Origin of the sequence: Aeromicrobium sp. 9AM (assembly GCF_902506105.1) — a bacterium.
Classification (GTDB): domain Bacteria; phylum Actinomycetota; class Actinomycetes; order Propionibacteriales; family Nocardioidaceae; genus Aeromicrobium.
In genome coordinates this window covers 526832-550027 of sequence record NZ_LR733304.1, presented here as the reverse complement: position 1 = coordinate 550027, position 23196 = coordinate 526832, and the positions used below count along the sequence as shown (strand labels likewise).

Below are 23196 nucleotides of genomic sequence, written 5' to 3'. Positions count from 1 at the left end.
ACCTTCAGAGGTCGATGCCGAGACGCCTGGCTGAGCGGCTGCGCTGACGCTGCGCACGCAGACGGCGCAGGCGCTTGACCAGAAGTGGATCGTACGCCAGCGCGTCCTCACGGTCGATGAGGGCGTTGAGCACCTGGTAGTAGCGCGTGGCGGACATGTCGAACTTGTCGCGGATCGCCTGCTCCTTGGCGCCGGCATACTGCCACCAGAGCCGTTCGAGCGCCAGGATCTCGCGGTCGCGCTCGGACAGCGACTCGGCGGCGACCGGCGTACCGGCGTTCGACTTCTCCACAGCGCTCATGTTCGTCATCTTAGGCCACGAATCACACCGGTGTCATTTGCTTCGCCGAATGGCATGGTGTGTGTCATGACGACAGATTCGGGGCCACGCACACCCATTCGATGGGGAATCCTAGCGACGGGACGCATAGCGGAGTCGTTCGCGACCGACCTCGCCCTCGTGGAGGGCAATGAGCTCGCCGCCGTGGGCTCGCGCCGGCCCGACGCGGCACGCTCGTTCGCCGACCGGTTCGGCGCTGCCCGGGCCCACGGTTCGTACGAGGAGCTGGCGGCCGACCCCGGCGTCGATGTCATCTATGTCGCGACGCCGCACAGCCGGCACCTCGAGGACGTCATGCTGTGCTTCGAGGCCGGCAAGGCCGTGCTGTGCGAGAAGGCGCTCACGATGAACCTCGCCGACACCGAGACCCTCGTGGCCGAGGCGCGGTCGCGAGGCCTGTTCTTCGCCGAGGCGATGTGGATGCGAGCCAACCCCAACATCCGCCGTATCGCGGAGCTCGCCCACGACGGCTCCCTCGGGACGGTCGGGCAGGTGCGGGCCGAGCTGGGCTTCGTCGGGCCGGCGACGACCGCACGCCTGTGGGACCCGGCTCTGGGCGCGAGTGCCCTGCTCGACGTCGGCATCTACCCCCTGACGTTCGCGCACCTGATCCTCGGAGAGCCGGTCAGCATCGCCGCGACCGGGACCCTGTCGGACGCAGGCATCGACGTCAACGGCGGAGCCACCATGACGTACGCCAACGGTGCGGTCGCGAGCATCGCCTGGAACCAGGTCGCCCAGAGTGACAACCGCGCCTCCGTCGCCGGCGACCTGGGACTCATCGAGGTGCCGGCCCGGTTCCACCACCCGACGCTCTTCACCCACGCACATGACGACCGGCTCGACACCATCAGCGAGCCCGTCACCGGCCGCGGCTACGCCCACGAGATCGAGGAGGTGGCCGCGTGCCTGCGCGCCGGTGCGACCGAGTCGACCCTCCTGCCGCTCGACGAGACCGTCTCGATCATGCGGCAGATCGAGACGATCCTGGACCAGCTGGGTGTCGCCGAAAGGTGAGCGCTCCCGCCTTGCCCTAGGCTCTCGTGCATGGCGACCGGAACCGCAGACTTCGTAGTCATCGCCAACCGCCTGCCTGTCGACCGGATCACCGCACCCGACGGCAGCACGATGTGGCGCACCTCCCCCGGTGGCCTGGTCACCGCCCTCGAGCCCGTCATGCGACGCAACGGCGGCGCGTGGATCGGCTGGCACGGGGCAGCGGACGAGAATCTCAAGCCCTTCGAGCACAACGGCCTGCACCTCGTGCCCGTACCGCTGTCGGACGACGAGATCGCCGAGTACTACGAGGGCTTCTCCAACTCCACGCTCTGGCCGCTCTACCACGACGTCGTCGCACCCCCTGAGTTCCACCGTGAGTGGTGGGACGCGTACGTCCGGGTCAACCGCCGCTTCGCCGAGCAGGCCGCCAAGGTCGCCAAGCCGGATGCCGTCGTGTGGGTGCAGGACTACCAGCTGCAGCTCGTGCCCACGATGCTCCGCGAGCTGCGTCCTGACCTGCGCATCGGGTTCTTCCTGCACATCCCGTTCCCGCCCGCCGAGCTGTTCCAGCAGCTCCCCTGGCGCCGGCAGATCCTCGAGGGCCTGCTGGGTGCCGACCTCGTCGGGTTCCAGATGCCCGGCGCGGCGCAGAACTTCGTGCGCCTCGTACGCCAGAGGGTCGGCCACAAGACGCACCGCGACATGATCTACCTGCCCGACGGCCGCACGGTCCTCGCCCAGGCGTACCCGATCTCGATCGACGCGGCCGGATTCGAGGAGCTCGCCCGTACGCCCGAGGTCATCGCCCGCGCCGCCGAGATCCGCGAGAGCCTCGGCAGTCCCAAGACGATGCTGCTGGGCATCGACCGGCTCGACTACACCAAGGGGCTGCGTCAGCGACTCCGCGCGTTCGGCGAGCTCATCAGCGACGGCTCGCTGCACGTCGACGACGCGGTGTTCGTGCAGGTCGCGACCCCGTCACGCGAGCGGGTCGACCAGTACAAGATCCTCCGCGACGACATCAACCGGCTCGTCGGCCGCATCAACGGCGACGTCGCCCGGATCGGCCAGCAGCCCGTGACCTACCTGCACGCCTCCTACCCACGGTCCGAGATGGCCGCGCTCTACCGGGCGGCCGACGTCATGGTCGTGACCCCGCTGCGCGACGGCATGAACCTCGTCGCCAAGGAGTACGTCGCCTGCCGCTATGACGATCGCGGCGCCCTGGTGCTGAGCGAGTTCGCCGGGGCCGCGTCCGAGCTCAAGGGCGCCTACCAGGTCAACCCGCACGACATCAACGGCATGAAGAGCATGATGCTCGAGGCGATCAACGCCAGCCCGCGGGAGAAGGCCCGCCGCATGAAGGCGATGCGCAAACAGGTCATGGAGAACGACATCGACCTGTGGGCCTCCAACTTCCTGCGCGAGCTGACGTCGGTGCGCGACCCGCACGCCAAGAACCCCCGCCCCGTCTGACCCTTAGGCATGACGTCGCTCTCCCCCGCGGTGCGTCGCGGGTATGCCCTGGGGAGCGTCGCGACCGGCACGTTCGGCACGGTGCCTGGCCTGCTGCTCCTGCCCTATCTCACGGACTCGCTGGGCATCGCGGCCGTGGTCGCCGGCTTCATCGTGTTCGTCCCCAAGGCCTGGGACGTCGTCCTCAACCCGCTCGTCGGGCGCATCAGCGACCGGTCCCCCTCACCGTCCGGGCGGCGCCGGCCGTTCCTGCTCAAGGGCGGCCTGACGCTGGCGGCGTGCTTCGCGCTCCTGTTCGCCGGCCCCACGGGTCCTCCCGTCGTCGCCGGCGCGTGGGTCGTCGTGTGGTTCCTCGCGTGCGCCACGGCGTACGCGTTCTTCCAGGTGCCGTATGTCGCGATGCCCGCCGAGATGACCTTGGACTACGCCGAACGCACGCGGCTCATGACGTGGCGCGTCGCGGTGCTGGCGCTGGCGATCCTGCTGTCGGGTGCGACCGCGCCGATGGTCGTCAACGCGTTCGGGGGTGAGGAGACCCCCAAGGGCTACCGGTTCATGGGCGCATACGTCGCAGTGATCCTCGCGATCGGCGTCTACGGCGCCTGGCGCGGCACCCGCGACGCCACGGAGCACCGCGTCGAGACCGCCGCCGGCTCGTTGCGTGACCAGCTGCGACTGGTGTCGGCCGCGCCCGACTTCCGGGTGCTGCTGCTGACGTTCGTGCTGCAGGCGATCGGCGTCGGGGCGATGCTGGCGGGCGTCGCGTACGTCGCCGACGACCTGCTCGACAGCAAGCCTGCCACCACGATCCTGTTCGCCGCGTTCGTCGCACCGGCGCTGCTCGTGACCCCACTGTGGGAGCGGTACGCCGAGCGCAGGGGCAAGAAGTCGGGCTATCTGGCCGCGTCCCTGTTCCTCGTCGTCGGGTCACTCGTGCTGTTCCAGGCACGTGCCGACCAGGCCGTGGTCGTCTACCTGGCCGCGGCGATCGTCGGCGTCGGCTACGCCGGCGCGCAGGTGTTCCCGATGGCGATGCTGCCCGACGTCGCCGCACACGACGCCGCCACGTCGGGCGAGAACCGCATCGGCGTGTTCACGGGGGTGTGGACCGCCGGCGAGACGCTGGGCCTGGCCCTCGGGCCCGGCGTGTTCGCGCTGGTGCTCGCGATCGGCGGCTATGTGTCGTCGACGGACCACACGGCCGTGCAGCCCGACAGTGCCCGCACCGCGATCGCGATCGGCTTCTCGCTCGTCCCCGCTGCTCTGATCGCGGCCAGCCTGCTGTTCCTCCGCCGCTACTCGCTCGACGACCTGGAGAACGTACGTGAACGCTGATGAAATCCTGCGCCGCCTCGACGAGCTGCGCGCCGCCGACCTGCCGACGCACGGCGGGCGCACGATGGCGTACGTCTACGACTCCGGGCTGGCGGACGCCGACGAGCTCGGCAAGCAGGCCCTGGCCATGTACGCGTCGACGAACGGCCTCGACCCCACGGCGTTCCCGAGCCTGCTGGCGATGGAGCGCGACCTCGTCGGCTTCGCCCGCACGCTCTTCCACGGCGCCGACGAGGTCGTCGGCACCGTGACGTCCGGCGGGACCGAGTCGATCCTGCTCGCGGTCCAGGCCGCTCGCGATGCGCTGCCCGGCGCGACGCAGCCGGTGATGATCGTCCCCACCACGATCCACGCGGCGTTCCACAAGGCGGCGCACTACTTCGGGGTCGAGCGGGTCAGCGTTCCCGTCGATCCGGTCACCAAGCGCGCGAACGCTGCGGCGATGACCGCGGCCATGGACACGTACGGCGACCGGGTCGTGCTTGTCGCCGCCTCGGCACCGTCGTACGCGCATGGCGTGATCGACCCGATCGAGGCGATCGCGTCGGAGGCACTCGCGCGCGGTGTCCGGTTCCATGTCGACGCGTGCATCGGCGGCTGGGTGCTGCCATGGGCCGAGCATCTCGGACGCGACGTGCCGCCATGGGACTTCCGGGTGCCCGGCGTCACGAGCATCTCTGCCGACCTGCACAAGTACGCCTACACGCCCAAGGGTGTCTCGCTGCTGCTGCACGCCACGCCGTACCTGCGGAAGTCGCAGTACTTCGCGAGCGCCGACTGGCCGGGCTACACGATGCTCAACGCGACGACGCAGTCCACCAAGTCCGGGGGTCCGCTCGCCGCAGCCTGGGCGGTCGTCAACCTGATCGGCGACGAGGGCTACCGCGACCTCGCACGTACGACCTTCGAAGGGACGGCTGCCCTGGTCGCCGGGATCGAGCAGCAGGAGCACGTACGCCTCGTGGTCCGGCCGGACTCGTCGCTCGTCACCCTCGAGACGGACGGAGCGTGCGACGTCTTCACGATCAGCGACGAGATGCTCATGCGCGGCTGGTTCGTGCAGCCCCAGATGTCGTTCGGGGACATGCCGGCGTCGGTGCACCTGACGGTGTCGGCGGCGACGGCTCCGGCGGTGCCCGAGTTCCTCGTCGCCCTGGCCGAGTCGGTCCGGGCCGCCGTGGACGTGGGACCCATCAGGATCGACGAGGAGCTGCGCGCCGCGGCGATCGCGATCGACCCGGAGACCCTCGACGACGAGGCCTTCGACGGCCTTCTGGCGCTGGCGGGCCTCGGCTCCGGCGGCGGGGAGGTGACCGTGCCCGAACGGATGGCTCCGGTGAACGCCCTGCTCGACGTGGCACCACCCGCGCTCCGCGAGGCGCTGCTCATCGCCTTCCTGGACCGCCTCTCCCGCTGAGAGTGACGTTCTGCAGGCTCACGTCGGCGTGTCGCCTGCAGAACGTCACTCCCAGCGGGGGGTCCAGCCGGTCGATAGGTTGGGCGCATGACCGTGAGCCCTGACGACTACTTCGCGGCGCCGACCCTGGCCGGCAAGCACGTACGCCTCGAGCAGCTCGAACCACGCCACGCCGAGGGTGTCCTCGGCGCATCGGACGATGACGAGGTGTTCGCCTGGCAGTCGTTCGCCCGGCCGACCACGATCGAGCAGGCCGAGGCACTCGTCGGGCTCTACCTGACCCGGCCCGGCACAGTCCCCTGGGTGCAGGTCGACCAGGCTTCGGGTGAGGTCGCGGGCCTCACGACGTACTACGACATCGACCCCATCGTGCGCACCGTCGCGATCGGGTCGACCTGGCTCGGCCGGCGCTTCTGGCGCACCGGCGTCAACACCGAGGCCAAGCTCCTGCTGCTGCGCCACGCGTTCGACGACCTCGACTGCGCGCGGGTCGTCTGGCACGTCGACATCTTCAACGAACGCTCACAGACCGCGGTCGCCCGCATCGGCGGCGTACGTGAGGGCGTCCTCCGCAAGCACCGCATCCGTCGCGACGGCTCGTGGCGCGACACCGTCCTGTTCTCGATGACCGACGACGAGTGGCCCGCCGCCCGCGACGCCCTCGAGGAGCGGCTCGCTCGCTAGACGCTAGTCGGCCAGCCGGCCGCGCTTGTGCTCGAAGATCAGGTTGGTCTCGGTGAGTGCGACCTCCGGGGCCGAGCTCAGGTGGTCCACGACGAACGCCCGCAGGTCATCGGGGTCCTGCGCCGCGACATGCACGTGGAAGTCGTCGGCGCCCGCGAGGAAGTAGACGTTGAGCACCTCCGGCATGCCGGCGAGCCGGTCGGAGAACTCGTTGATCGCGCCGCGCGCATCGCCGCGCAGGCGGACGGCGATCATGGCCTGGATGGGACGCCCGATCCAGGCCGGATCGACCTCGGCGTGGAAGCCGGCGATGACACCGCGCTCCATCAGGCTGCGCAACCTGGTCAGGCAGGTCGACGCTGCGATGCCGACCTTTTCGGCGAGCGCGTTGTTGGGCAGCCGGCCCTGACGCCGCAGCTCGGCGACGATCCGTTGATCGATGTCATCCAGCTCACGAACATCATTCGGCACGGGTGCTCCTGGAGGCGAAAATTCGGCGCGATGCACGACAGATGGCCAGTCTACAGAATCTTCTGCGCACAGTTGCACACCTTTCCGCAGTTGATTCACCATGGGAGGACAATTCCGTCTGAAGGAGCACGTCATGCTGGTCGGTGTCCCCCGCGAGGTCAAGAACCACGAGTACCGCGTCGCCATCACGCCAGCCGGCGTGCACGAGCTGACCCGGCACGGTCACGACGTCGTCATCGAGCACGACGCGGGCCTCGGCTCCTCGATCACCGACGATGAGTACGTCGCCGCCGGCGCCAAGATCCTCGACACCGCCGACGACGTGTGGGCCGACGCCGAGCTCGTCCTCAAGGTCAAGGAGCCGATCGCCGAGGAGTACGGCCGCATGCGCCGCGGGCAGACGCTGTTCACCTACCTCCACCTGGCCGCGAGCCGCGAGTGCACCGACGCGCTGCTGGCGGCCGGCACGACCTCGATCGCGTACGAGACCGTGCAGCTGCCCGACCGCTCGCTCCCCCTGCTCGCGCCGATGTCAGAGGTCGCCGGCCGGCTCGCCCCGCAGGTGGGCTTCCAGCACCTGATGGCGAGCAACGGCGGTCGCGGTGTCCTGCCCGGCGGCGTGCCCGGCGTCTACCCCGCGGATGTCGTCGTGATCGGCGCCGGAGTCTCCGGTGTCAACGCGGCAGAGGTCGCCCGGGGCATGGGCGCCCGTGTCGAGATCCTCGACCTCGACGTCGCAAAGCTCCGCCAGGTCGACGCCCGCTTCGCCGGCATGATCACGACGGTCGCGTCCAACGCCTTCGCGGTCGAGAAGGCCGTGACCCGTGCGGACCTGGTGATCGGAGCGGTGCTCGTGCCCGGCGCCAAGGCCCCCAAGATCGTCAGCGACGACCTCGTGGCGCGCATGCGTCCCGGCTCGGTGCTGGTCGACATCGCGATCGACCAGGGTGGCTGCTTCGAGAGCTCGCACGCCACGACGCATGACGACCCGACCTTCCGGGTCCACGACTCGATCTTCTACTGCGTCGCCAACATGCCTGGCGCGGTGCCGCGCACCTCGACATACGCGTTGACCAACGTGACACTTCCGTACGCCGTGGCGCTCGCGAACAAGGGCTGGAAGGCCGCCGTGACCGACGATGCCGCCCTCGCGGGCGGTCTCAGCACGCACGACGGCCTCCTCGTCAACGCCGCCGTCGGCGATGCGCTCGACCTCGAGGTCACCCCGCTCGCCAAGCTCTGAGCCTCCGCTGGGCGGTGACCCAGGGCCCAGGCGACTCGGCATCGTGGGCGCTACGTCACCGCACGGAGAAGCTCAGGCGGCGAGGGGGTCGTAGGGCCGGGCCTCGCGGAGGGCCTTGTTGGCGACCCCGGCCAGCAGCACCGCGACACCCGCAGCGCCGACCGTGACGGCGAACGCCGGCGTGTGACCGCCGTCGTCGGCGAGCCGGCCGGCGATCGATGCCCCGAGGGCGTACCCGATGCCGGTCGCACCGGCGAGGAGCGTCATCGCCGTGCCGACCCGGTGCACCGGCACGAGGATGCCGGCGAGCGCGAAGTTGCTGATCATGTAGGGCGCCACCGCGAAGCCCAGCAACGCGATCACGCCGACGAGAGCCGGGATGGAGTCGACGAGGAGCAGCGGCGCCGACAGCAGCAGCAGGCCGACCGCCGCGACGAGCATGCGGGTGGCATACAGGATGCGTTCGGGCAGGGCCGTGATCGCGAGCCCAGCGGTGACGCTGCCGATGCCCAGGACCGCGTGGATCAGCCCGGCGCTGCCGGCATGGCCCTCGGCCCGGGCGAGGACTGCCGTGCCGGTCTGCACGCTGCCGAAGATCGTGCCGATGCACAGCTGCGCCAGCACCAGCACGGCGAACGCGACGGACCAGAGCGGTTCGGAGCCGGCACCGGAGCCGTCAGTCGTCGACCGCTTGGCCACGAGCTCTGAGGTCCAGTGCACCGCGAACCACGAGCCGAACACCGCGAGGATGACCGCCGCGGCCAGCAACGCCCCGGCCGGAGCGGCGATGATCGCCAGCACGCCGATGAGCGCCGGGCCGAGCACGAACGACGCCTCGTCCGCGGCACCCTCGTACGAGAACGCGGCATCGACGAGCCGGCGTTGGTCGCCGGCGTCGCGGGTGATGGGCCGCCACCGTACGCGCGCGAGTGGCCCGACCTGCGGCATCGCGAACCCGGTCACTCCTGCGGCCGTGAAGATCAGGGCGCGGGACGCATCCGGGTCGGTCACCAGGACGACAGCCGCGAGGCCGGCGGCGCCGACGAGCGACTGCACGAGCACGACCGGCCGCTGGCCGATGCGGTCGGCGAGCGCCCCGGCGATCGGCGAGCCGACCGCGTTGGCGATCGCGAGGATGCCTGCGGCCGCACCGCCGGTGCCGTAGCTGTCGAGCTCGGAGCTGACGAGCACCAGGACACCGAGCTGGCTCATGGCAAGCGGAATCCGCCCGAGGAAGGCTACGAGGATGTAGGCGGGCCCGACGATCCGCAGAAGCGCGCGGTAGGCGGCGATGGCTGACACAGCCTGACAACTGTAGGCCACGACGGTCCTCGATAGGCTCGGAGCATGCCGCTGTCCCGCGCGCGAAGGTCGACCTTCGCGATCTTCGCGCTCAACGGCTTCCTCCTCGGCATGTGGGTCGTCAACATCCCCGAGATCCGCGACCGCACGGGGGCCAGCACAGCAGTCCTCGGCTACCTGCTCCTGCTCCTCGGCGGCGCTGCCCTGATCGGCATGCAGGCCGGCGGCCGGTTCATCGACCGGTTCGGCAGCCGGGTCGTCGTCGTCACGGCGTCGCTGGCGCTGAGCGTCTGCCTCATCGGGCCGGGACTCGCGACCAACACCGCCGGGCTCGCCGTGGCGCTGGGACTGCTCGGCGCGTTCAACGGCGTCATCGACGTGGCGCAGAACGCCCAGGCCGTCGAGGTCGAGCGGGAGTACGGCCGGACCATCATCAGCGGGTTCCACGCGTTCTTCTCCCTGGGCGGCCTGCTCGCGTCACTGATCGGGGGCGGACTCATCGCCCTCGGCGTTGACGTCCGGGTGATGCTTGCCGGTGCCGGCGTCCTAGGCATCCTCGTCACGTTCGCAGCCCGGCCCGCGCTGCTCCGGCCCTCGCCCGGCACGACCCGCGAGTCCGGCACCCCCCGCGCACACGCGCCGTGGACGCTGCGCGTCGTCATCCTGTCGCTGCTGGCCTTCATGCTGCTGCTGTCCGAAGGCGTCGCGTACGACTGGAGCACGGTGCACCTGCACGACTCCTTGGGGGCGAGCAAGACCGTGGCCGCCTGGGCGTTCGGTGCGTTCTCGGTGACCATGACCCTCGTACGCCTCGTGGCCGACCGGGTCGTCGCGCGCATCGGTGCCGCCGCGTACGTCCAACGGGCCGCGCTCGTGGGAGCGGTCGGCCTCCTCGGGGCTGCACTCGCGCCCAACGCCGCTGTCGCGATCGCCGCGTGGGCCGTGTTCGGCGTCGGCCTGGCCGGCTGCGTGCCACAGTTCTTCAGCGCGGCGGGCAACATCGACCCGTCTGCGGCCGGCACCTACCTGGCCCGGGTCACCGGCACGGGCTACCTCGGCCTGCTGGCCGGCCCTGCCGTCATCGGCATCCTCACCAACTGGGTCTCCCTGACGACGGCCTTCGCCGTCCCGATCGTCGGGTGTCTCGTCGCCGGCCTCCTCGCGCCGTCGGCCTTGCGCAAGGAGCAGGCATGACGCGGCCTCTCGACGAGATCATGGCGCCGGACTGGGCCGAGGCGCTGGCGCCGGTCGCCGACCAGATCGCCGCGATGGGCCAGTTCTTGCGCGACGAGATCGCCGCCGGGCGGCCCTACCTGCCGGCGGGCGACCACATCCTGCGGGCTTTCGCCGAGCCGATGGCCGACGTCCGCGTCCTCATCACCGGACAGGACCCCTATCCCACGCCCGGCCACCCGATGGGTCTGTCGTTCTCGGTCGCCCCGGACGTACGCCCACTGCCGCGCAGCCTCGTCAACATCTTCACCGAGCTCGAGGCCGACCTCGGCATCCCGCGGTCGCCGTCGGGAGACCTGACTCCGTGGGCCAAGCAGGGCGTCCTGCTGCTCAACCGGGTCCTGACGGTGCGGCCGGGCACACCGGCGAGTCACCGCGGCAAGGGCTGGGAGGCGATCACCGAGCAGGCCATCCGCGCCCTCGTCGCACGCGGCACGCCGCTGGTCGCCGTGCTGTGGGGGCGCGACGCGCAGAGCCTCGCGCCGATGCTGGGCGACGTGCCACGCATCGAGTCAGTGCACCCTAGTCCGTTGTCGGCATCGCGCGGATTCTTCGGGTCCAAGCCGTTCAGCCGGGCCAACGAGCTGCTGACCTCCCAAGGGTCCGAGCCGGTCGACTGGCGCCTCCAGCAGCCGGGAGACGGCGACGCGGCCCACATACCCCTAGGCTGAGCGGGTGGCCAAGGACAAGCGGATTCGTGATCGTGGGGTCGTCATCGACGACGGCCTCGCCACCCTGCAGCGCTGGGGGCTGCGGATCATCGTCATCGCGGTGGCCGCATGGATCGTCGGGCACCTCATCGGCACGATCTGGATGGTCCTCTATCCCGTCGCCCTCGCGCTGATCGTCACGACGGTGCTCGGCCCGCCGGCCGCGTGGCTGCGCTCCAAGGGCTGGCCGGACGCACTTGCCGCCGTCACCATCGTGCTGGGCTTCATCGGGGCCGTCGTCGGGATCATCGCGGTCCTCACGCCCCAGGTCGCCGGCCAGGCGAGCGAGGTCGCGGCCGGGGCGTCCGACGGACTCCAGAAGATCCGCGACTGGGTCACCGGCGAGCCGCTCAACCTGTCCGACGGACAGATCACCCGCGCCATCGAGGCGGTGCAGGACAAGCTCACGTCGAGCGCCAGTGCGATCAGCTCAGGCGTCTTCTCGACGATCGGCACCGCGACCTCGGTCATCGTCAACCTCGTCCTGGTCCTGATGCTGACGTTCTTCTTCGTCAAGGACGGTCACAAGTTCCTGCCGTGGGTCAGGACGCTCGGCGGTCAGCGCGCCGGGGTCCACCTGGTCGAGGTCATGCAGCGGGCCTGGGACACGCTCGGCGGCTTCATCCGCACGCAGACCCTCGTGGCCCTGATCGACGCCGTCATCATCGGCGGCGGCCTCGCGATCCTCGGCTCGCCGCTCGCCGTCCCGCTCGGCGTCGTGACGTTCTTCGGCGCCTACATCCCGATCATCGGTGCGTTCGTCAGCGGCGCGCTGGCCGTGCTGGTCACGCTCGTCACGAACGGCACCAACGACGCCCTGATCGCCATGGGCATCGTCGTCGCGGTGCAGCAGCTCGAGGGCAACGTGCTGTCGCCATGGCTGCAGGGCAAGAACATGAACCTCCACCCGGCCGTCGTGCTGCTGTCGGTCACGGCGGGCGGCTCCTTGTTCGGCGTCACCGGTGCGTTCCTCGCGGTTCCGGTGGTGGCCACGATCGCCGAGATCCTGCGCTACCTCAACGAACGTATCGACGACTCCGTCTCCGTGCTGGCGCCCAAGGAGGACTCCGACTCCGCGGAGACCCTCGCCGAGGACTGACCGGCACCGTGACGCCTGACCTCGACGTGCTCGCCGGCCAGCTGGCCGAAGGCGTGCTGCTGGTCGACCAGGAACGGATGGACGGCTATCGCTGGGACCGCGCCAACGACCCGGGATCCGGCGTCCCACTCGCCGTCGTACGCGCGACGTGCACCGAGGACGTCCAGGCCGCCGTACGCTTCGCCGCCGAGCACGGTCTCGCCGTCGTGCCCCGCGGTGCCGGGACGGGACTGTCCGGCGGCGCCTCGGCACTCGACGGCTGCCTCGTCGTCTCGCTGGAGCGCATGCGGGCGATCGAAATCGACCCGGCCACCCGCATCGCCGTCGTCGAGCCCGGCGCGATGAACGCGGAGGTCAAGGCGGCCGCCGCCGAACACGGCCTCTGGTATCCCCCGGACCCCTCGTCGTACGAGATCTGCTCGATCGGCGGCAACGTCGCCACCAACGCGGGCGGCCTGTGCTGCGTCAAGTACGGCGTGACGAGCGACTACGTCCTCGGGTTGACGGTCGTCCTCGCCGACGGCACCGCGGTCGAGCTCGGCGGGCCGCGGCTCAAGGACGCGGCCGGCCTGTCGCTGACCAAGCTGTTCGTCGGCAGTGAGGGCACGCTCGGCATCATCACCCGCGTCGTGCTGCGGCTCGTCCCCGCGCAGCGGCCGCCGTGCACGCTCGTCGCGACGTTCGCGTCGCTCGACGACGCCACCCAGACGGTCCTCGACATCACCCGCCGCATGCGCCCGGCCATGCTCGAGCTGATGGACCGGACCTCGATCAACGCCGTCGAGGACATCACCAAGATGGGACTCGACCGCACCGCCGAGGCGTTGCTCGTGATCCAGTCCGACGAGCCGACCACCCACGGGCTGGCCGAGATCGCCGAGATCACCGCCATCTGCGAGGCCAACCGCACCACCGAGGTGTTCTCGACCGATGACGCCGAGACCGGCGAGGCGTTCGTCGTGGCCCGCCGGATGGTCATCCCGGCGCTCGAGCACAAGGGCTCGCTGCTGCTCGAGGATGTGGGCGTGCCACTGCCTCAGCTCGGCGCTCTCGTGCGCGGCATCGAGGAGATCGCCGCCCGGCACGTCATCACGATCGCGGTCGTCGCCCACGCCGGCGACGGCAACACCCACCCCTTGATCGTCTTCGACGCGATGGATCCCGACGAGACGGCGCGGGCCCAAGAGGCATACGGTCAGGTCATGGAGCTCGCCATCGGCCTCGGCGGGACGATCACTGGCGAGCACGGCGTCGGGCGGCTCAAGAAGCCGTGGCTGCCGGCGTACCTCGGACCCGACGTCATGGACCTCAACCGCAGGGTCAAGGCCGCGCTCGACCCGCAGGACATCCTCAATCCCGGGGCGGTGTTCGCATGAGGGCGACCTCCCGCGGGCTCGACCGGCTGCTGGCCTTCGGCGACGCGACCGTGGCCATCGCCATGACGCTGTTGGTCCTGCCGCTCGTCGACATCGCCCAGGAGGTCGACGACCATCCGGTCGGCGACTACCTCGCCGACCATCGCGGCGACCTGCTCGTGTTCGCGTTGAGCTTCCTCGTCATCGGCATCTTCTGGCGGGGGCACCTGCAGATGTACGAGCACGTCGACGCCTACAACCAGCCACTCGTCAACGCCAACCTGGTGTGGCTCGCGAGCATCGTGTTCCTGCCGTTCCCGACCGAGCTGCTCGGCACGACGGACAACGAGCCGTGGACGTACGGGCTGTACGTCGGGACGATGCTGGTCACGAGCCTGGCGAGCCTGACGCAGAAGTGGCTGATCGTCCGGGCCGAGGGCTCCGGCGACGCCAGGACCCTCGTCCCGCAGATCGCCCTCGCGGCCCTGATGCTGGTCGCCCTGCTGATCGCGACCCTCGTGCCGTCGATCGGCCTGTGGTCACTGCTCATCGCGTCCCGCCCGGTCGAGGTCGTGCTGAGCCGCGCCATCCGTCCCCGCGTACCGGCGAAGGGCTGAGGGCCGATGGCCGCCGAGACCGCACAGACCCTCGATCGCGGGTTGCGCATCCTGTCGCTCGTCGCAGCGTCGGACTCCCGGTTCACGATCAACGAGATCGCCGAGTCGCTGGGGATCAGCCGCACCGTGGCGTACCGCCTGATCGTCACGCTCGAGGAGCACGACCTGCTGCACCGCGACGAACAGGGCCGCATCGGCGCCGGGTTCGGCATGATGGCGTTCCGCAACGCGTACCTGCCCGAGCTCAAGTCGCGCGCCACCCCGGCGCTCACGCGGCTGGCCGACGCCAGCGGCGCCACGGCGCACCTGACGATCGCCGACGGTGAGGATGCGGTCGCGCTGCTCGTGGTCGAGCCGAGCCGCAGCGACATGCACGTCGCCTATCGCGTCGGCGCTCGCCACCGCCTCGACACGGGCGCTGCCGGGAAGGCGATCCTGCTGGGCCGCGCTGACGGCGACGGCGTCGCGAGCACGGCCGGCGAGCTGCAGCCCGGAGCGGCAGGGCTGGCCGCGCCGGTGCGTGGTGTGCCCGGCCTCGAGGCCTCGGTCGGCATCGTCAGCCTGCACGACATCGACGCGGCCATGGAGCCACTCGTCCTCGACGCGGCGCAGGCCGTCGCCGAAGCGTTGACCTGAACACCGCTCGAGGGTCTCGATACGCCTTCTTCGCAGTCGGCTACTCGTCCGGCCACGAAGCGCGTGAGGTGATCGTGCCTTCTACCTCGCCGAGGGTGATGCTGCCGGCGGTGGCGCGGAGGGTCACGGTGTCGCCGTCCTGCAGGTACGAACGGGTGGTGCCGTCGTCGAGGGCGAACGGCTCGCTGCCGCCCCAGGACAGCTCGAGGAGTGATCCGCGCTGATCGCGTTCGGGCCCGGAGATCGTGCCTGAGCCGTAGAGGTCGCCCGTACGCAGCGAAGCGCCGTTGACGGTCATGTGGGCCAGCATCTGCGCAGGCGACCAGTACATCGAGGCGTACGGCGGCCGCGACACGACGGTGCCGTTGACCACGACCTCGAGGTCGATGCCGTAGCCGGCCGGCTCGGCGACGCGCAGGTAGTCGAGCGGTGCGGGGTCCTGGCCGGGCAGCGGGACCCGTACGTCCTCCAGTGCGGCCAACGGGGTGATCCACGGGGAGATCGAGGTCGCGAACGATTTGCCGAGGAACGGGCCCAGGGGGACGTACTCCCAGGCCTGGATGTCGCGGGCCGACCAGTCGTTGAGCAGGGTGACGCCGAAGACGTGATCCGCGAAAGCTCCGGCCGCCACCGCCGCCCCCAGCACGCTGGGCGCACCCACGACGAATCCGAGCTCGGCCTCGATGTCGAGCGCCTGTGAAGGCCCGAACGCCGGCCGACCGTCAGGGCCCGGCCGGCGCTGGCCGTGGGGTCGCACGATCGGGGTGCCCGACGGCACGACGGTGCCGGCGCGGCCGTGATAGCCGACCGGCAGGTGCCGCCAGTTGGGCAGCAGCGGCTCGGCGTCGGGGCGGAAGATCTTGCCGACGTTGGAAGCGTGGTTGAGCGAGGCGTAGAAGTCGACGTAGTCGGCGACCGCGAACGGCATCCGCATCTCCACCTCGGCCAGCGGGATCCGCGCAACGGTCGAGCCGGGCAGGGTCTCCTGCAGCCACGCACGTACGGCCGCCCAGACCTCGGCGCCCGCGGCCAGCAAGGGCCCTAGGTCAGGACCGGCGAACAGCAATGGGTCGAAGGACGGCGCCTCAGCATCCAAGGCAGCGAGGTCGACGACGTCATCCTCCAGACGTACGACCACGAGCGCGCGCCCCTGGTGCGACGCGACACCATAGGGCAGGTGGTCGATTCCGTATCCGGTCATGCGATCAGTCCCAGCTCGAGGAGGTCTTCATAGGGTTCGGTCACGCCGCAGCAGCCGAAGCCGCGGAACGTACGTCGCACAGCCAGCGCATCGTCGTCGCTCCAGGACCCGACGTCGGCCGCCAACACAGCACCGTCGCGGATCGCCAGCACCTCGGCTGCCTCATCCGCAGTGCCGCCAGCCAGCAGCCGGTGCACCGCCACCATGACGTTGACGAACCCGTGCTGCTCGAAGCCCGTCCCGGCCTGGGTGTTGCGCACCGCACGGTGCAAACCGGCCGTCAGCTTGAGCTGGCGAGGCACCAGCGCCGCGAGCACCATCGCGAGCTCGCGCTCGTCGGGATAGGCCGACGGCTCGACCCCGCCCGTGCGGAACTTGGCCTGGAAGCCTGCCACGGCAATCTCGTCGGCAGCAGCGAGCCAGTCGTCCGACACGTAGACGCCGGGACGCGGCAGCTCGACCGACACCGCGACGCCCTCGGGCACCGTCAGCGCGGAGACGAGCTCACCCGCTGACAGCTCACCCAGAGGAATCTCGACCGCCACCACCTGGACGTGCGGGAAGTCGTGCAACGTCGCCGCGGACTGCTCGAGCCCGCGCGGACCTGACGTCGCGATGACCCCGATCTGCAGCGGCTCGTGCGTCAGCCCCGGCACCCTCGCGACGTCCACGTCGCGGACCAGCAGCGGGCCGATCAACGAGGCGTACGCACTGGAGCGATGACCGAGGTGCTCACGGATCGCGACGTCGAGCGGCGCGTTGCCGGGCGGGAAGATCGCGGCGTCATCGACCAGGCGATCGAGCAGGGTTGACACGCCTTCCACGGTATCGCATGGTGTCTTTATCGGACACATGCATCCGTTATCCGGACACAGGAGTCATCGGTGGCCCACTACCGCAGCGTCGGGCAGATCCCGCCCAAGCGCCACACCCAGTTCCGTACGCCCGAAGGTGCCCTGCACCGCGAGGAGCTCATGGGCGAGGAGGGGTTCTCGAGCGACTCGTCGCTGCTCTATCACCTCGGCGTCCCGTCGGGCATCGTCGCGTCGGAGATCTGGGACCTGCCGGACCACTCGACGACGGCCAATCACCCGCTCAAGCCGCGCCACCTGCGCCTGCCCCAGCTGTTCGCCGACACCGACCCGGCAGCCACAGACCTGGTCACCGGACGCCGCCTCGTGCTCGGCAACGGTGACGTCCGCATCGCGTACGCCGTGGGCAGCGCACCGTCGCCGCTCTACCGCAACGCGATCGGCGACGAGTGCGTCTTCATCGAGTCCGGCTCCGGCACGGTCGAGACGGTCTTCGGCGCCCTGTCGTTCCGCACCGGCGACTACGTCATCATCCCCCGCGCCACGACGCATCGCTGGCTCCCGGACGCTTCGACAAGCTCAACGGGCGGAGTGCGCGCGTACGCGATCGAGTCCAACAGCCACGTCGCACCGCCCAAGCGCTACCTGTCGCGCTACGGCCAGCTGCTCGAGCACGCGCCCTACTGCGAGCGTGACCTGCACGGCCCGGAGGCTCCGCTGCTCGAGGACGGCACCGACGTCGAGGTCCTGGTCAAGCATCGTGGCTCCGGCGCCAACGGGATCGTCGGCAGCCGGATGACGTACGACACCCACCCGTTCGACGTCGTCGGCTGGGACGGCTGCCTCTACCCCTACACGTTCAACGTCTCGGACTACGAGCCCATCACCGGTCGCGTGCACCAGCCGCCGCCGGTGCACCAGGTGTTCGAGGGGCAGAACTTCGTGGTCTGCAACTTCGTGCCGCGCAAGGTCGACTACCACCCGCTGTCGATCCCGGTGCCCTACTTCCACTCCAACGTCGACTCCGACGAGGTCATGTTCTACGTCGACGGCGACTACGAGGCGCGCAAGGGATCCGGCATCGGCATCGGCTCGATCTCGCTGCACCCCGGCGGGTACGCGCACGGACCGCAGCCCAGCGCGATCGAGGCGAGCCTCGGTGTCGAGGCGTTCGACGAGCTCGCGGTCATGGTCGACACGTTCCGGCCGCTCGAGCTCGGCGAGGGCGGTCTCGCCGCCGAGGACGACGCGTACGCCTGGTCGTGGGCCGGCCGCAAGCTCGACTCCTAGTCGCAGCCAGCAGCCCCTGAACGACCGACACCCTGCTCTGAGAAGGTTGACCCATGAACGCACCGCACGACCTGCTCGACGTCGACCACCTGCTGACTGACGAGGAGCGGGCCATCCGCGACACGGCACGTCGCTTCGCCCAGGACAAGCTCGCACCCCACGTCGCCGAGTGGGCCGAGACCGGCGAGCTGCCGGCCCGCGACATCGCCAAGCAGATGGGTGGCGCCGGCCTGCTGGGCATGCACCTCGAGGGTTACGGCTGCGCGGGCGTGGGCCCCACGGCGTACGGTCTGGCGAGCATCGAGCTCGAGGCGATCGACAGCGGCCTGCGCTCGCTGTTCTCGGTGCAGGGCTCGCTCGCGATGTACTCGATCCACGCCTACGGCTCGGAGGACCAGAAGCAGCAGTGGCTCCCCGGCATGGCCGCGGGCGACTACGTCGGCGCGTTCGGCCTGACCGAGCCGGACCACGGCTCCAACCCCAACGGCATGCGTACGCGCGCCAAGCGCGACGGCGACGACTGGGTGCTCAACGGCGCCAAGATGTGGATCACGAACGGCAGCGTCGCCGACGTCGTCGTGGTGTGGGCGCAGACCGACGACGGCATCCGCGGCTTCGTCGTGCCGACCGACACTCCCGGCTTCTCCGGCCGCGCCATCAAGCACAAGATGTCGATGCGCGCCTCGGTCACCAGCGAGCTGACGTTCGAGGACATGCGGCTGCCCGGCTCCGCGCTCCTGCCCGGCGCCGAGGGCCTGCGGGGCCCGCTCGGCGCGCTCAACGAGGCCCGGTTCGGCATCGTCTTCGGCACGACCGGCGCAGCCCGCTCGTGCCTCGAGACGGCGATCGACTACGCAACGACCCGCACACAGTTCGACAAGCCGATCGGCGCGTTCCAACTGACGCAGGGCAAGCTCGCCGACATGAGCGTCGCGCACGGCACGGCGTTGCTGCTGAGCGTCCACCTCGGACGGCTCAAGGAGGCCGGCCTCCTCAAGCCCGCCCAGGTCAGCGCCGGCAAGCTCAACAACACCCGCGTCGCCCTCGAGATCGCCCGCACGGCGCGCACGATCCTCGGCGCCAACGGCATCTCGGGCGAGTACTCCGTCATGCGGCACGCCAACAACCTCGAGTCCGTCCTGACGTACGAGGGCACCGCCGAGATCCACCAGCTGACGATCGGCCGCGAGCTGACCGGACTGTCGGCGTTCGCCTGACCCGTTCGCGGCGTTGCACCGTGAGACGCTTGGGTCATGACCGAGGCGGTGGCACCCCGACGCGGGCGGCCCGGCTATGACCAACAGACCGTGCTGCGGCGTGCGATCGAGCTGTTCAACCAACAGGGGTACGACGGCACCAGCATGGGCGATCTCGCCAAGGAGCTGGGGCTGACCAAGTCGGCGATCTACCACCACGTGCCGAGCAAGGAGCACCTCCTGGCGGCCGCCCTCGACGAGGCGCTCGACGGCCTCTCCACGGCGGTGGACTCCGCTGCGGCGGCCGCACCGGGCACCAGTGCGTACGAGCGGCTGCGCACCGTCGTGCAGGAGTCGGTCGAGATCCTCGTCGAACACCTGCCGGCCGTCACGCTGCTGCTGCGCGTGCACGGCAACAGCGAGGTCGAGCTCGCCGCCCTCAAGCGGCGGCGCCGCATCGACGAGCGCCTCGCGACACTCGTGCAGGCCGCGGTCGACGAGGGTGCGCTCCGCAGCGACATCCCGCCCGACCTCATCAGCCGGCTGCTGTTCGGCATGGTCAACTCGCTCGTCGAGTGGTACCGACCCGGCGGTCCCGTCGACCCCGACGTGCTCGCCGCCTCGATCGCGACACTGGCGTTCGACGGCCTCTCGCTGCACGAGTCCTAGGCGAGCGGCAGCAGCCCGCGCCCGTCGAAGACCTTCTTCGCCGTGAAGGTGGCGTTGAGGGCGCGTGGAAAGCCGCAGTAGACGGCCGAGTGCAGAAGCGCCTCGACGATCTGCTGAGGGGTGAGTCCCACGTTGAGCGCCGCGTTGACGTGGACCTCGAGCTGCGGCTCGCAGCCGCCGAGGGCGGTGAGCATCCCCAGGGTGACGAGCTGCCGGTCGCGTGGCTCGAGCCCCGGACGCGAGTAGATCTCGCCGAAGCCCCACGCGACGACCTGATGGGCAAGCTCTGGCGAGATGTCCCCGAGCGCCCCGATGACGTTGGCGCCGGCCTCACCGTCCACGGCGTCCAGCACCGCCATCCCGTGCTCGTACCGCTGCTGTCGTTCCGTCTGCTCAGTCATGTTGTGCAGACTAGAAGCTGGAGCGCGCTCCAGGTCAAACCCGACGCGGTTGGGTGCTCATCTCACGAGGTTTCGTCATCAGGCGCCTTCGGCGCGATCGCGCCCCCTACTCGCAGAGCTCGTGGGGGGACCCCCAAACCTGCCTGAACGCGACCTCGCTGCGCTCGCCTGGTTCAGACAAACTCGACGGTCACCGTCTCCGTGACGGGGTGGCTCTGGCAGGTCAGGACAAATCCGGCGGCGACCTCGGTGTCCTCCAGTGCGTAGTTGCGCCGCATCTCGACCTCGCCGTCGGTGACCCGGGCCCGGCACGTGCCGCACACGCCGCCCTTGCAGGCGAACGGCAGGTCGTTGCGCGTCGCGGCGGCACCGTCGAGCACGCTCTGGTCGCGCGGCATCGGCGCCGTGGTCGTACGCCCGTCGAGCACGATCGTCACGTCGCTGGTGATCCCGGAGACGACCTTGTCGGCGCGGTGCAGCTCCGGTGGCGGCTCGTCGACGTAGAACAGCTCGAAGTGCACCTTGCCCGGCTCGACGCCCAGCTCCTCGAGCACCGTGCGCGCATCTGAGATCAGGCCGAACGGGCCGCACAGCCACACGTGGTCGACGGCGCCGACCGGCACCAGGGCCGCCAGCAACCGGCGCAGGCGATCGGCCTCGAGGCGCCCGGAGAACAGCTCGACGTCGCGCGGCTCCCGCGACAGGACGTGCACGAGGTCGAACCGCGGGCCGTAGCGATTCTTGAGGTCGGCGAGCTCCTCGGCGAACATCACCGACTGGCTCGTGCGGTTGCCGTAGAGCAGCGTGATGTCGGCGTCCGAGTGCTTCAGCATCGACGACATGATCGAGATCATCGGCGTGATGCCGGATCCCGCGGCGATGCACAGGTGCCGTCCACCGGCCTCGGGATCGGCGCGGAAGCTGCCGGTCGGCGTCTGCACCTCGACGCGGTCCCCCGGGCGTACGTCGTGCACGAGCCAGTGCGAGAACAGGCCGTCGGGGATCTCGCGCACCCCGACGCGTGGTCGCTCGCCGACGGCGGCACAGATCGAGTACGTCCGACGGTGCTCTCGCGGTTCTCCTGAGCCTGTCGAAGGGGCGATGATCCGGCGAATCGTCAGTGACTGCCCGGCCGCGAAGGCGTACGCCTCACGCAGGTCATCGGGCACCTCGAACGTGATCGCGGCCGAGTCCTCGGTCAGCTGCTCGACCGACGCCACCGTCAGGGTGTGGAACGCGGCGCGGGCAGCTGAGACCGACGGGGTCATGACGGTCATTCAGATCTCCTTGACGTGCTCGAACGGCTCGAGACAGGACGTGCAGCGATAGAGCGCCTTGCAGGCGGTGGGGCCGAACTCCGACGTCAGCTCGACGTCGGGCGAGCCGCAGCGAGGGCAGGCGAGCGTACGGCGGGTGGGCTGCAGCGACAGGACGACCGGGCCGTCGTGCGACGGCGCCGGACCTGGCGCCGAGAGACCGTGCTCGACCAGTGCGGCTCGCCCGCGAGGGGTGATCCAGTCGCTGGACCAGGCCGGGTGGAGGCTGACGCGCACCTCGACGTCGTCGAACCCCTCGTCGCGCAGGCGGTGCACCAGGTCGTCGCGCATCGTGGCCATCGCGGGGCAGCCGGAGTACGTCGGGGTGATCGTCACGACGACCCGCTCGTCGTCGACCTCGACGTCGCGCAGCACCCCGAGGTCCTCGAGGGTCAGCATCGGCATCTCGGGGTCCGTGACCGACGCGGCGACTTCACGCGCGGCGACCATCACCACTGACCCATCGGGTGCGCCCGGGCCACGACCTGCATCTCGGCGAGCAGCCTGCTGAACGCCTCGGTGTGCAAGCCGTCGCGCCCGGTCTCGCCGCGTACGCCGGCCAGCGGCCCGACCTCCGGCCGGTCGACGGCGCTCATCGAGAACACCTGCTCAAGCAGCACGTCGACCTCGTCAGCGACGGTTGCCGGGTCGACACCGACACCAGACCCGGCGACGGCGAGCTCGACCGGGTGGGACGTGAACAGCTCGGCACGCAGCGGCCAGATGGCCTCGAGCCCCGCGACCAGGCGGCGGCGCGACTCCTCCGTGCCACGTGCGAGCGTGAGGAACCAGCGGCCGGCGTAGTCGCGGTGATAGGTCATCTCCTTGACGCCCTTGACCGAGACGGCCGACAACACGTGATCACGGCCGGCGGCCAGGCGTTGCAGCAGCGCGAGTCGCCAGGTCGAGAACAGCAGCAGCCGGGCGATCGTCACGGCGAAGTCGCCGTTGTCGGTCTCCACCAGGCGTACGTTGCGGAACTCGCGATCGCCGCGGAAGAACGCCAGGGCGTCCTCCGGCGGGACCGGCGACCCCTCGGGCAGCGCCGGTACGACCGAGGGATCCGCGGCGGCCGCGCGCGCCAGCAACAGCCTGGCCTGGCCCAGCAGGTCGAGCGCGATGTTGGCCAGCGCGATGTCCTCCTCGAGGTCCGGCGCGTTGCTGCACCACTGCGACAGCCGGTGCGACATCACGAGGGCGTCGTCGGCGAGCATCAGGCAGTAGGTCGCGAGCTCGTGCGTGTCGACGCCGTCCGGCACCGTCGTGTCGACGCCGGCGAGCGGGTCCTCGAAGTCGGTGCCGAACGCCCACTGGGAGTCGTCGCCGCCCAGCAGCCCGTCGTAGACGGAGTCGTGGTCGGGCAGGTGGCTCGGATCAGGTGTGTGGTTCATGCC

At 70.2% G+C, this 23196-nt stretch carries 24 protein-coding genes; 15 read left to right on the top strand and 9 right to left on the bottom strand.

Annotated features, from left to right (window positions below):
• Positions 1-4 precede the first annotated feature (4 nt).
• Positions 5-301 carry a DUF3263 domain-containing protein gene (locus BOSE46_RS08780; RefSeq protein WP_082582336.1) on the bottom strand — a complete coding sequence of 99 codons (297 nt, stop codon included), beginning with the start codon at positions 299-301 and terminating at the stop codon, positions 5-7.
• A gap of 66 nt (positions 302-367) precedes the next feature.
• On the opposite strand from BOSE46_RS08780, the gene BOSE46_RS08775 reads away from it, so the two are divergent.
• The 5 genes from BOSE46_RS08775 (at position 368) to BOSE46_RS08755 (ending at position 6251) form a co-directional block, all read left to right on the top strand.
• Positions 368-1357, top strand: a complete 990-nt coding sequence (locus tag BOSE46_RS08775) for a Gfo/Idh/MocA family protein (RefSeq protein WP_159539882.1) — start codon at positions 368-370, stop codon at positions 1355-1357.
• A 30-nt stretch (positions 1358-1387) separates the two neighbouring features.
• Positions 1388-2815 carry a trehalose-6-phosphate synthase gene (locus BOSE46_RS08770; protein ID WP_159539881.1) on the top strand — a complete coding sequence of 476 codons (1428 nt, stop codon included), beginning with the start codon at positions 1388-1390 and terminating at the stop codon, positions 2813-2815.
• A 9-nt stretch (positions 2816-2824) separates the two neighbouring features.
• On the top strand, positions 2825-4150 hold the full coding sequence (locus BOSE46_RS08765; protein ID WP_159539880.1) for an MFS transporter: 1326 nt from the start codon (positions 2825-2827) through the stop codon (positions 4148-4150).
• Positions 4140-5567 (top strand): aminotransferase class V-fold PLP-dependent enzyme, encoded by a 1428-nt coding sequence (locus tag BOSE46_RS08760; protein ID WP_236551672.1) that lies wholly within the window; start codon positions 4140-4142, stop codon positions 5565-5567. The genes BOSE46_RS08765 and BOSE46_RS08760 overlap by 11 nt, the downstream gene beginning before the upstream one ends.
• An 87-nt stretch (positions 5568-5654) precedes the next feature.
• A complete protein-coding gene (locus tag BOSE46_RS08755; RefSeq protein WP_159539879.1) occupies positions 5655-6251 on the top strand; it encodes a GNAT family N-acetyltransferase in 597 nt (198 codons plus the stop codon).
• A gap of 3 nt (positions 6252-6254) precedes the next feature.
• On the opposite strand, the gene BOSE46_RS08750 is transcribed toward BOSE46_RS08755, so the two are convergent.
• Entirely contained in the window at positions 6255-6722 is a 468-nt protein-coding gene (locus tag BOSE46_RS08750; protein WP_236551670.1) for an Lrp/AsnC family transcriptional regulator, read from the bottom strand.
• A 133-nt stretch (positions 6723-6855) separates the two neighbouring features.
• On the opposite strand from BOSE46_RS08750, the gene ald reads away from it, so the two are divergent.
• Complete coding sequence (ald, locus tag BOSE46_RS08745) at positions 6856-7965, top strand: alanine dehydrogenase (protein ID WP_159539877.1); 1110 nt, start codon at positions 6856-6858, stop codon at positions 7963-7965.
• A gap of 72 nt (positions 7966-8037) precedes the next feature.
• On the opposite strand, the gene BOSE46_RS08740 is transcribed toward ald, so the two are convergent.
• The gene (locus tag BOSE46_RS08740; protein ID WP_159539876.1) at positions 8038-9267 is read right to left on the bottom strand and encodes an MFS transporter; all 1230 of its coding nucleotides are present in this window, start codon (positions 9265-9267) and stop codon (positions 8038-8040) included.
• 45 nt (positions 9268-9312) lie between these two features.
• Here BOSE46_RS08740 and BOSE46_RS08735 point away from each other — a divergent pair, with 45 nt between their 5' ends.
• The 6 genes from BOSE46_RS08735 to BOSE46_RS08710 are packed head-to-tail and all read left to right on the top strand — an operon-like array spanning position 9313 to position 14917.
• Positions 9313-10461, top strand: a complete 1149-nt coding sequence (locus BOSE46_RS08735) for an MFS transporter (RefSeq protein ID WP_159539875.1) — start codon at positions 9313-9315, stop codon at positions 10459-10461.
• Positions 10458-11171, top strand: a complete 714-nt coding sequence (locus BOSE46_RS08730; protein WP_159539874.1) for a uracil-DNA glycosylase — start codon at positions 10458-10460, stop codon at positions 11169-11171. The genes BOSE46_RS08735 and BOSE46_RS08730 overlap by 4 nt, the downstream gene beginning before the upstream one ends.
• Positions 11172-11175: 4 nt before the next feature.
• Entirely contained in the window at positions 11176-12309 is a 1134-nt protein-coding gene (locus BOSE46_RS08725) for an AI-2E family transporter (RefSeq protein WP_159539873.1), read from the top strand.
• An 8-nt stretch (positions 12310-12317) separates the two neighbouring features.
• Positions 12318-13685, top strand: coding sequence for an FAD-binding oxidoreductase (locus BOSE46_RS08720; protein ID WP_159539872.1), 1368 nt, complete (start codon positions 12318-12320; stop codon positions 13683-13685).
• A complete protein-coding gene (locus tag BOSE46_RS08715; protein ID WP_159539871.1) occupies positions 13682-14281 on the top strand; it encodes a TMEM175 family protein in 600 nt (199 codons plus the stop codon). The genes BOSE46_RS08720 and BOSE46_RS08715 overlap by 4 nt, the downstream gene beginning before the upstream one ends.
• Before the next feature lie 6 nt (positions 14282-14287).
• Entirely contained in the window at positions 14288-14917 is a 630-nt protein-coding gene (locus BOSE46_RS08710) for an IclR family transcriptional regulator (protein ID WP_159539870.1), read from the top strand.
• Between the two features lie 40 nt (positions 14918-14957).
• On the opposite strand, the gene fahA is transcribed toward BOSE46_RS08710, so the two are convergent.
• The gene (gene fahA, locus BOSE46_RS08705) at positions 14958-16118 is read right to left on the bottom strand and encodes a fumarylacetoacetase (RefSeq protein WP_159539869.1); all 1161 of its coding nucleotides are present in this window, start codon (positions 16116-16118) and stop codon (positions 14958-14960) included.
• Entirely contained in the window at positions 16115-16933 is an 819-nt protein-coding gene (locus tag BOSE46_RS08700) for a hypothetical protein (protein ID WP_159539868.1), read from the bottom strand. Before BOSE46_RS08700 ends, fahA begins: the two co-directional genes overlap by 4 nt.
• Positions 16934-17002: 69 nt before the next feature.
• On the opposite strand from BOSE46_RS08700, the gene BOSE46_RS08695 reads away from it, so the two are divergent.
• Genes BOSE46_RS08695 through BOSE46_RS08685 form a run of 3 tightly spaced genes read left to right on the top strand, consistent with a single transcriptional unit; the run spans position 17003 to position 20085 of the window.
• On the top strand, positions 17003-18220 hold the full coding sequence (locus BOSE46_RS08695) for a homogentisate 1,2-dioxygenase (protein WP_159539867.1): 1218 nt from the start codon (positions 17003-17005) through the stop codon (positions 18218-18220).
• 53 nt (positions 18221-18273) lie between these two features.
• Complete coding sequence (locus BOSE46_RS08690) at positions 18274-19437, top strand: acyl-CoA dehydrogenase family protein (RefSeq protein ID WP_159539866.1); 1164 nt, start codon at positions 18274-18276, stop codon at positions 19435-19437.
• Positions 19438-19473: 36 nt separating this feature from the next.
• A complete protein-coding gene (locus tag BOSE46_RS08685) occupies positions 19474-20085 on the top strand; it encodes a TetR/AcrR family transcriptional regulator (RefSeq protein ID WP_159539865.1) in 612 nt (203 codons plus the stop codon).
• Here the strand turns inward: BOSE46_RS08685 and BOSE46_RS08680 are convergent.
• The 4 genes from BOSE46_RS08680 to paaC all read right to left on the bottom strand — a co-directional run bounded on the left by BOSE46_RS08680 (position 20082) and on the right by paaC (position 23193).
• Positions 20082-20486, bottom strand: a complete 405-nt coding sequence (locus tag BOSE46_RS08680) for a carboxymuconolactone decarboxylase family protein (RefSeq protein ID WP_159539864.1) — start codon at positions 20484-20486, stop codon at positions 20082-20084. The genes BOSE46_RS08685 and BOSE46_RS08680 overlap by 4 nt on opposite strands.
• Positions 20487-20659: 173 nt before the next feature.
• On the bottom strand, positions 20660-21763 hold the full coding sequence (gene paaE / locus BOSE46_RS08675; protein ID WP_159539863.1) for a 1,2-phenylacetyl-CoA epoxidase subunit PaaE: 1104 nt from the start codon (positions 21761-21763) through the stop codon (positions 20660-20662).
• Entirely contained in the window at positions 21764-22252 is a 489-nt protein-coding gene (gene paaD, locus BOSE46_RS08670; RefSeq protein WP_159542596.1) for a 1,2-phenylacetyl-CoA epoxidase subunit PaaD, read from the bottom strand.
• Positions 22252-23193 (bottom strand): 1,2-phenylacetyl-CoA epoxidase subunit PaaC, encoded by a 942-nt coding sequence (paaC, locus tag BOSE46_RS08665; protein ID WP_159539862.1) that lies wholly within the window; start codon positions 23191-23193, stop codon positions 22252-22254. The genes paaD and paaC overlap by 1 nt, the downstream gene beginning before the upstream one ends.
• Positions 23194-23196: the final 3 nt, after the last annotated feature.

What these genes read in the sequence shown, in the direction of transcription:
- ald (WP_159539877.1), top strand. Translation starts at nt 6,856, where the DNA reads ATGCTGGTCGGTGTCCCCCGCGAGGTCAAGAACCACGAGTACCGCGTC.
- BOSE46_RS08755 (WP_159539879.1), top strand. Translation starts at nt 5,655, where the DNA reads ATGACCGTGAGCCCTGACGACTACTTCGCGGCGCCGACCCTGGCCGGC.
- BOSE46_RS08715 (WP_159539871.1), top strand. Translation starts at nt 13,682, where the DNA reads ATGAGGGCGACCTCCCGCGGGCTCGACCGGCTGCTGGCCTTCGGCGAC.
- BOSE46_RS08730 (WP_159539874.1), top strand. Translation starts at nt 10,458, where the DNA reads ATGACGCGGCCTCTCGACGAGATCATGGCGCCGGACTGGGCCGAGGCG.
- BOSE46_RS08735 (WP_159539875.1), top strand. Translation starts at nt 9,313, where the DNA reads ATGCCGCTGTCCCGCGCGCGAAGGTCGACCTTCGCGATCTTCGCGCTC.
- paaE (WP_159539863.1), bottom strand. Translation starts at nt 21,763, where the DNA reads ATGACCGTCATGACCCCGTCGGTCTCAGCTGCCCGCGCCGCGTTCCAC.
- paaC (WP_159539862.1), bottom strand. Translation starts at nt 23,193, where the DNA reads ATGAACCACACACCTGATCCGAGCCACCTGCCCGACCACGACTCCGTC.
- BOSE46_RS08770 (WP_159539881.1), top strand. Translation starts at nt 1,388, where the DNA reads ATGGCGACCGGAACCGCAGACTTCGTAGTCATCGCCAACCGCCTGCCT.
- fahA (WP_159539869.1), bottom strand. Translation starts at nt 16,118, where the DNA reads ATGACCGGATACGGAATCGACCACCTGCCCTATGGTGTCGCGTCGCAC.
- BOSE46_RS08690 (WP_159539866.1), top strand. Translation starts at nt 18,274, where the DNA reads ATGAACGCACCGCACGACCTGCTCGACGTCGACCACCTGCTGACTGAC.
- BOSE46_RS08775 (WP_159539882.1), top strand. Translation starts at nt 368, where the DNA reads ATGACGACAGATTCGGGGCCACGCACACCCATTCGATGGGGAATCCTA.
- paaD (WP_159542596.1), bottom strand. Translation starts at nt 22,252, where the DNA reads ATGGTCGCCGCGCGTGAAGTCGCCGCGTCGGTCACGGACCCCGAGATG.
- BOSE46_RS08780 (WP_082582336.1), bottom strand. Translation starts at nt 301, where the DNA reads ATGAGCGCTGTGGAGAAGTCGAACGCCGGTACGCCGGTCGCCGCCGAG.
- BOSE46_RS08680 (WP_159539864.1), bottom strand. Translation starts at nt 20,486, where the DNA reads ATGACTGAGCAGACGGAACGACAGCAGCGGTACGAGCACGGGATGGCG.
- BOSE46_RS08685 (WP_159539865.1), top strand. Translation starts at nt 19,474, where the DNA reads ATGACCGAGGCGGTGGCACCCCGACGCGGGCGGCCCGGCTATGACCAA.
- BOSE46_RS08710 (WP_159539870.1), top strand. Translation starts at nt 14,288, where the DNA reads ATGGCCGCCGAGACCGCACAGACCCTCGATCGCGGGTTGCGCATCCTG.
- BOSE46_RS08765 (WP_159539880.1), top strand. Translation starts at nt 2,825, where the DNA reads ATGACGTCGCTCTCCCCCGCGGTGCGTCGCGGGTATGCCCTGGGGAGC.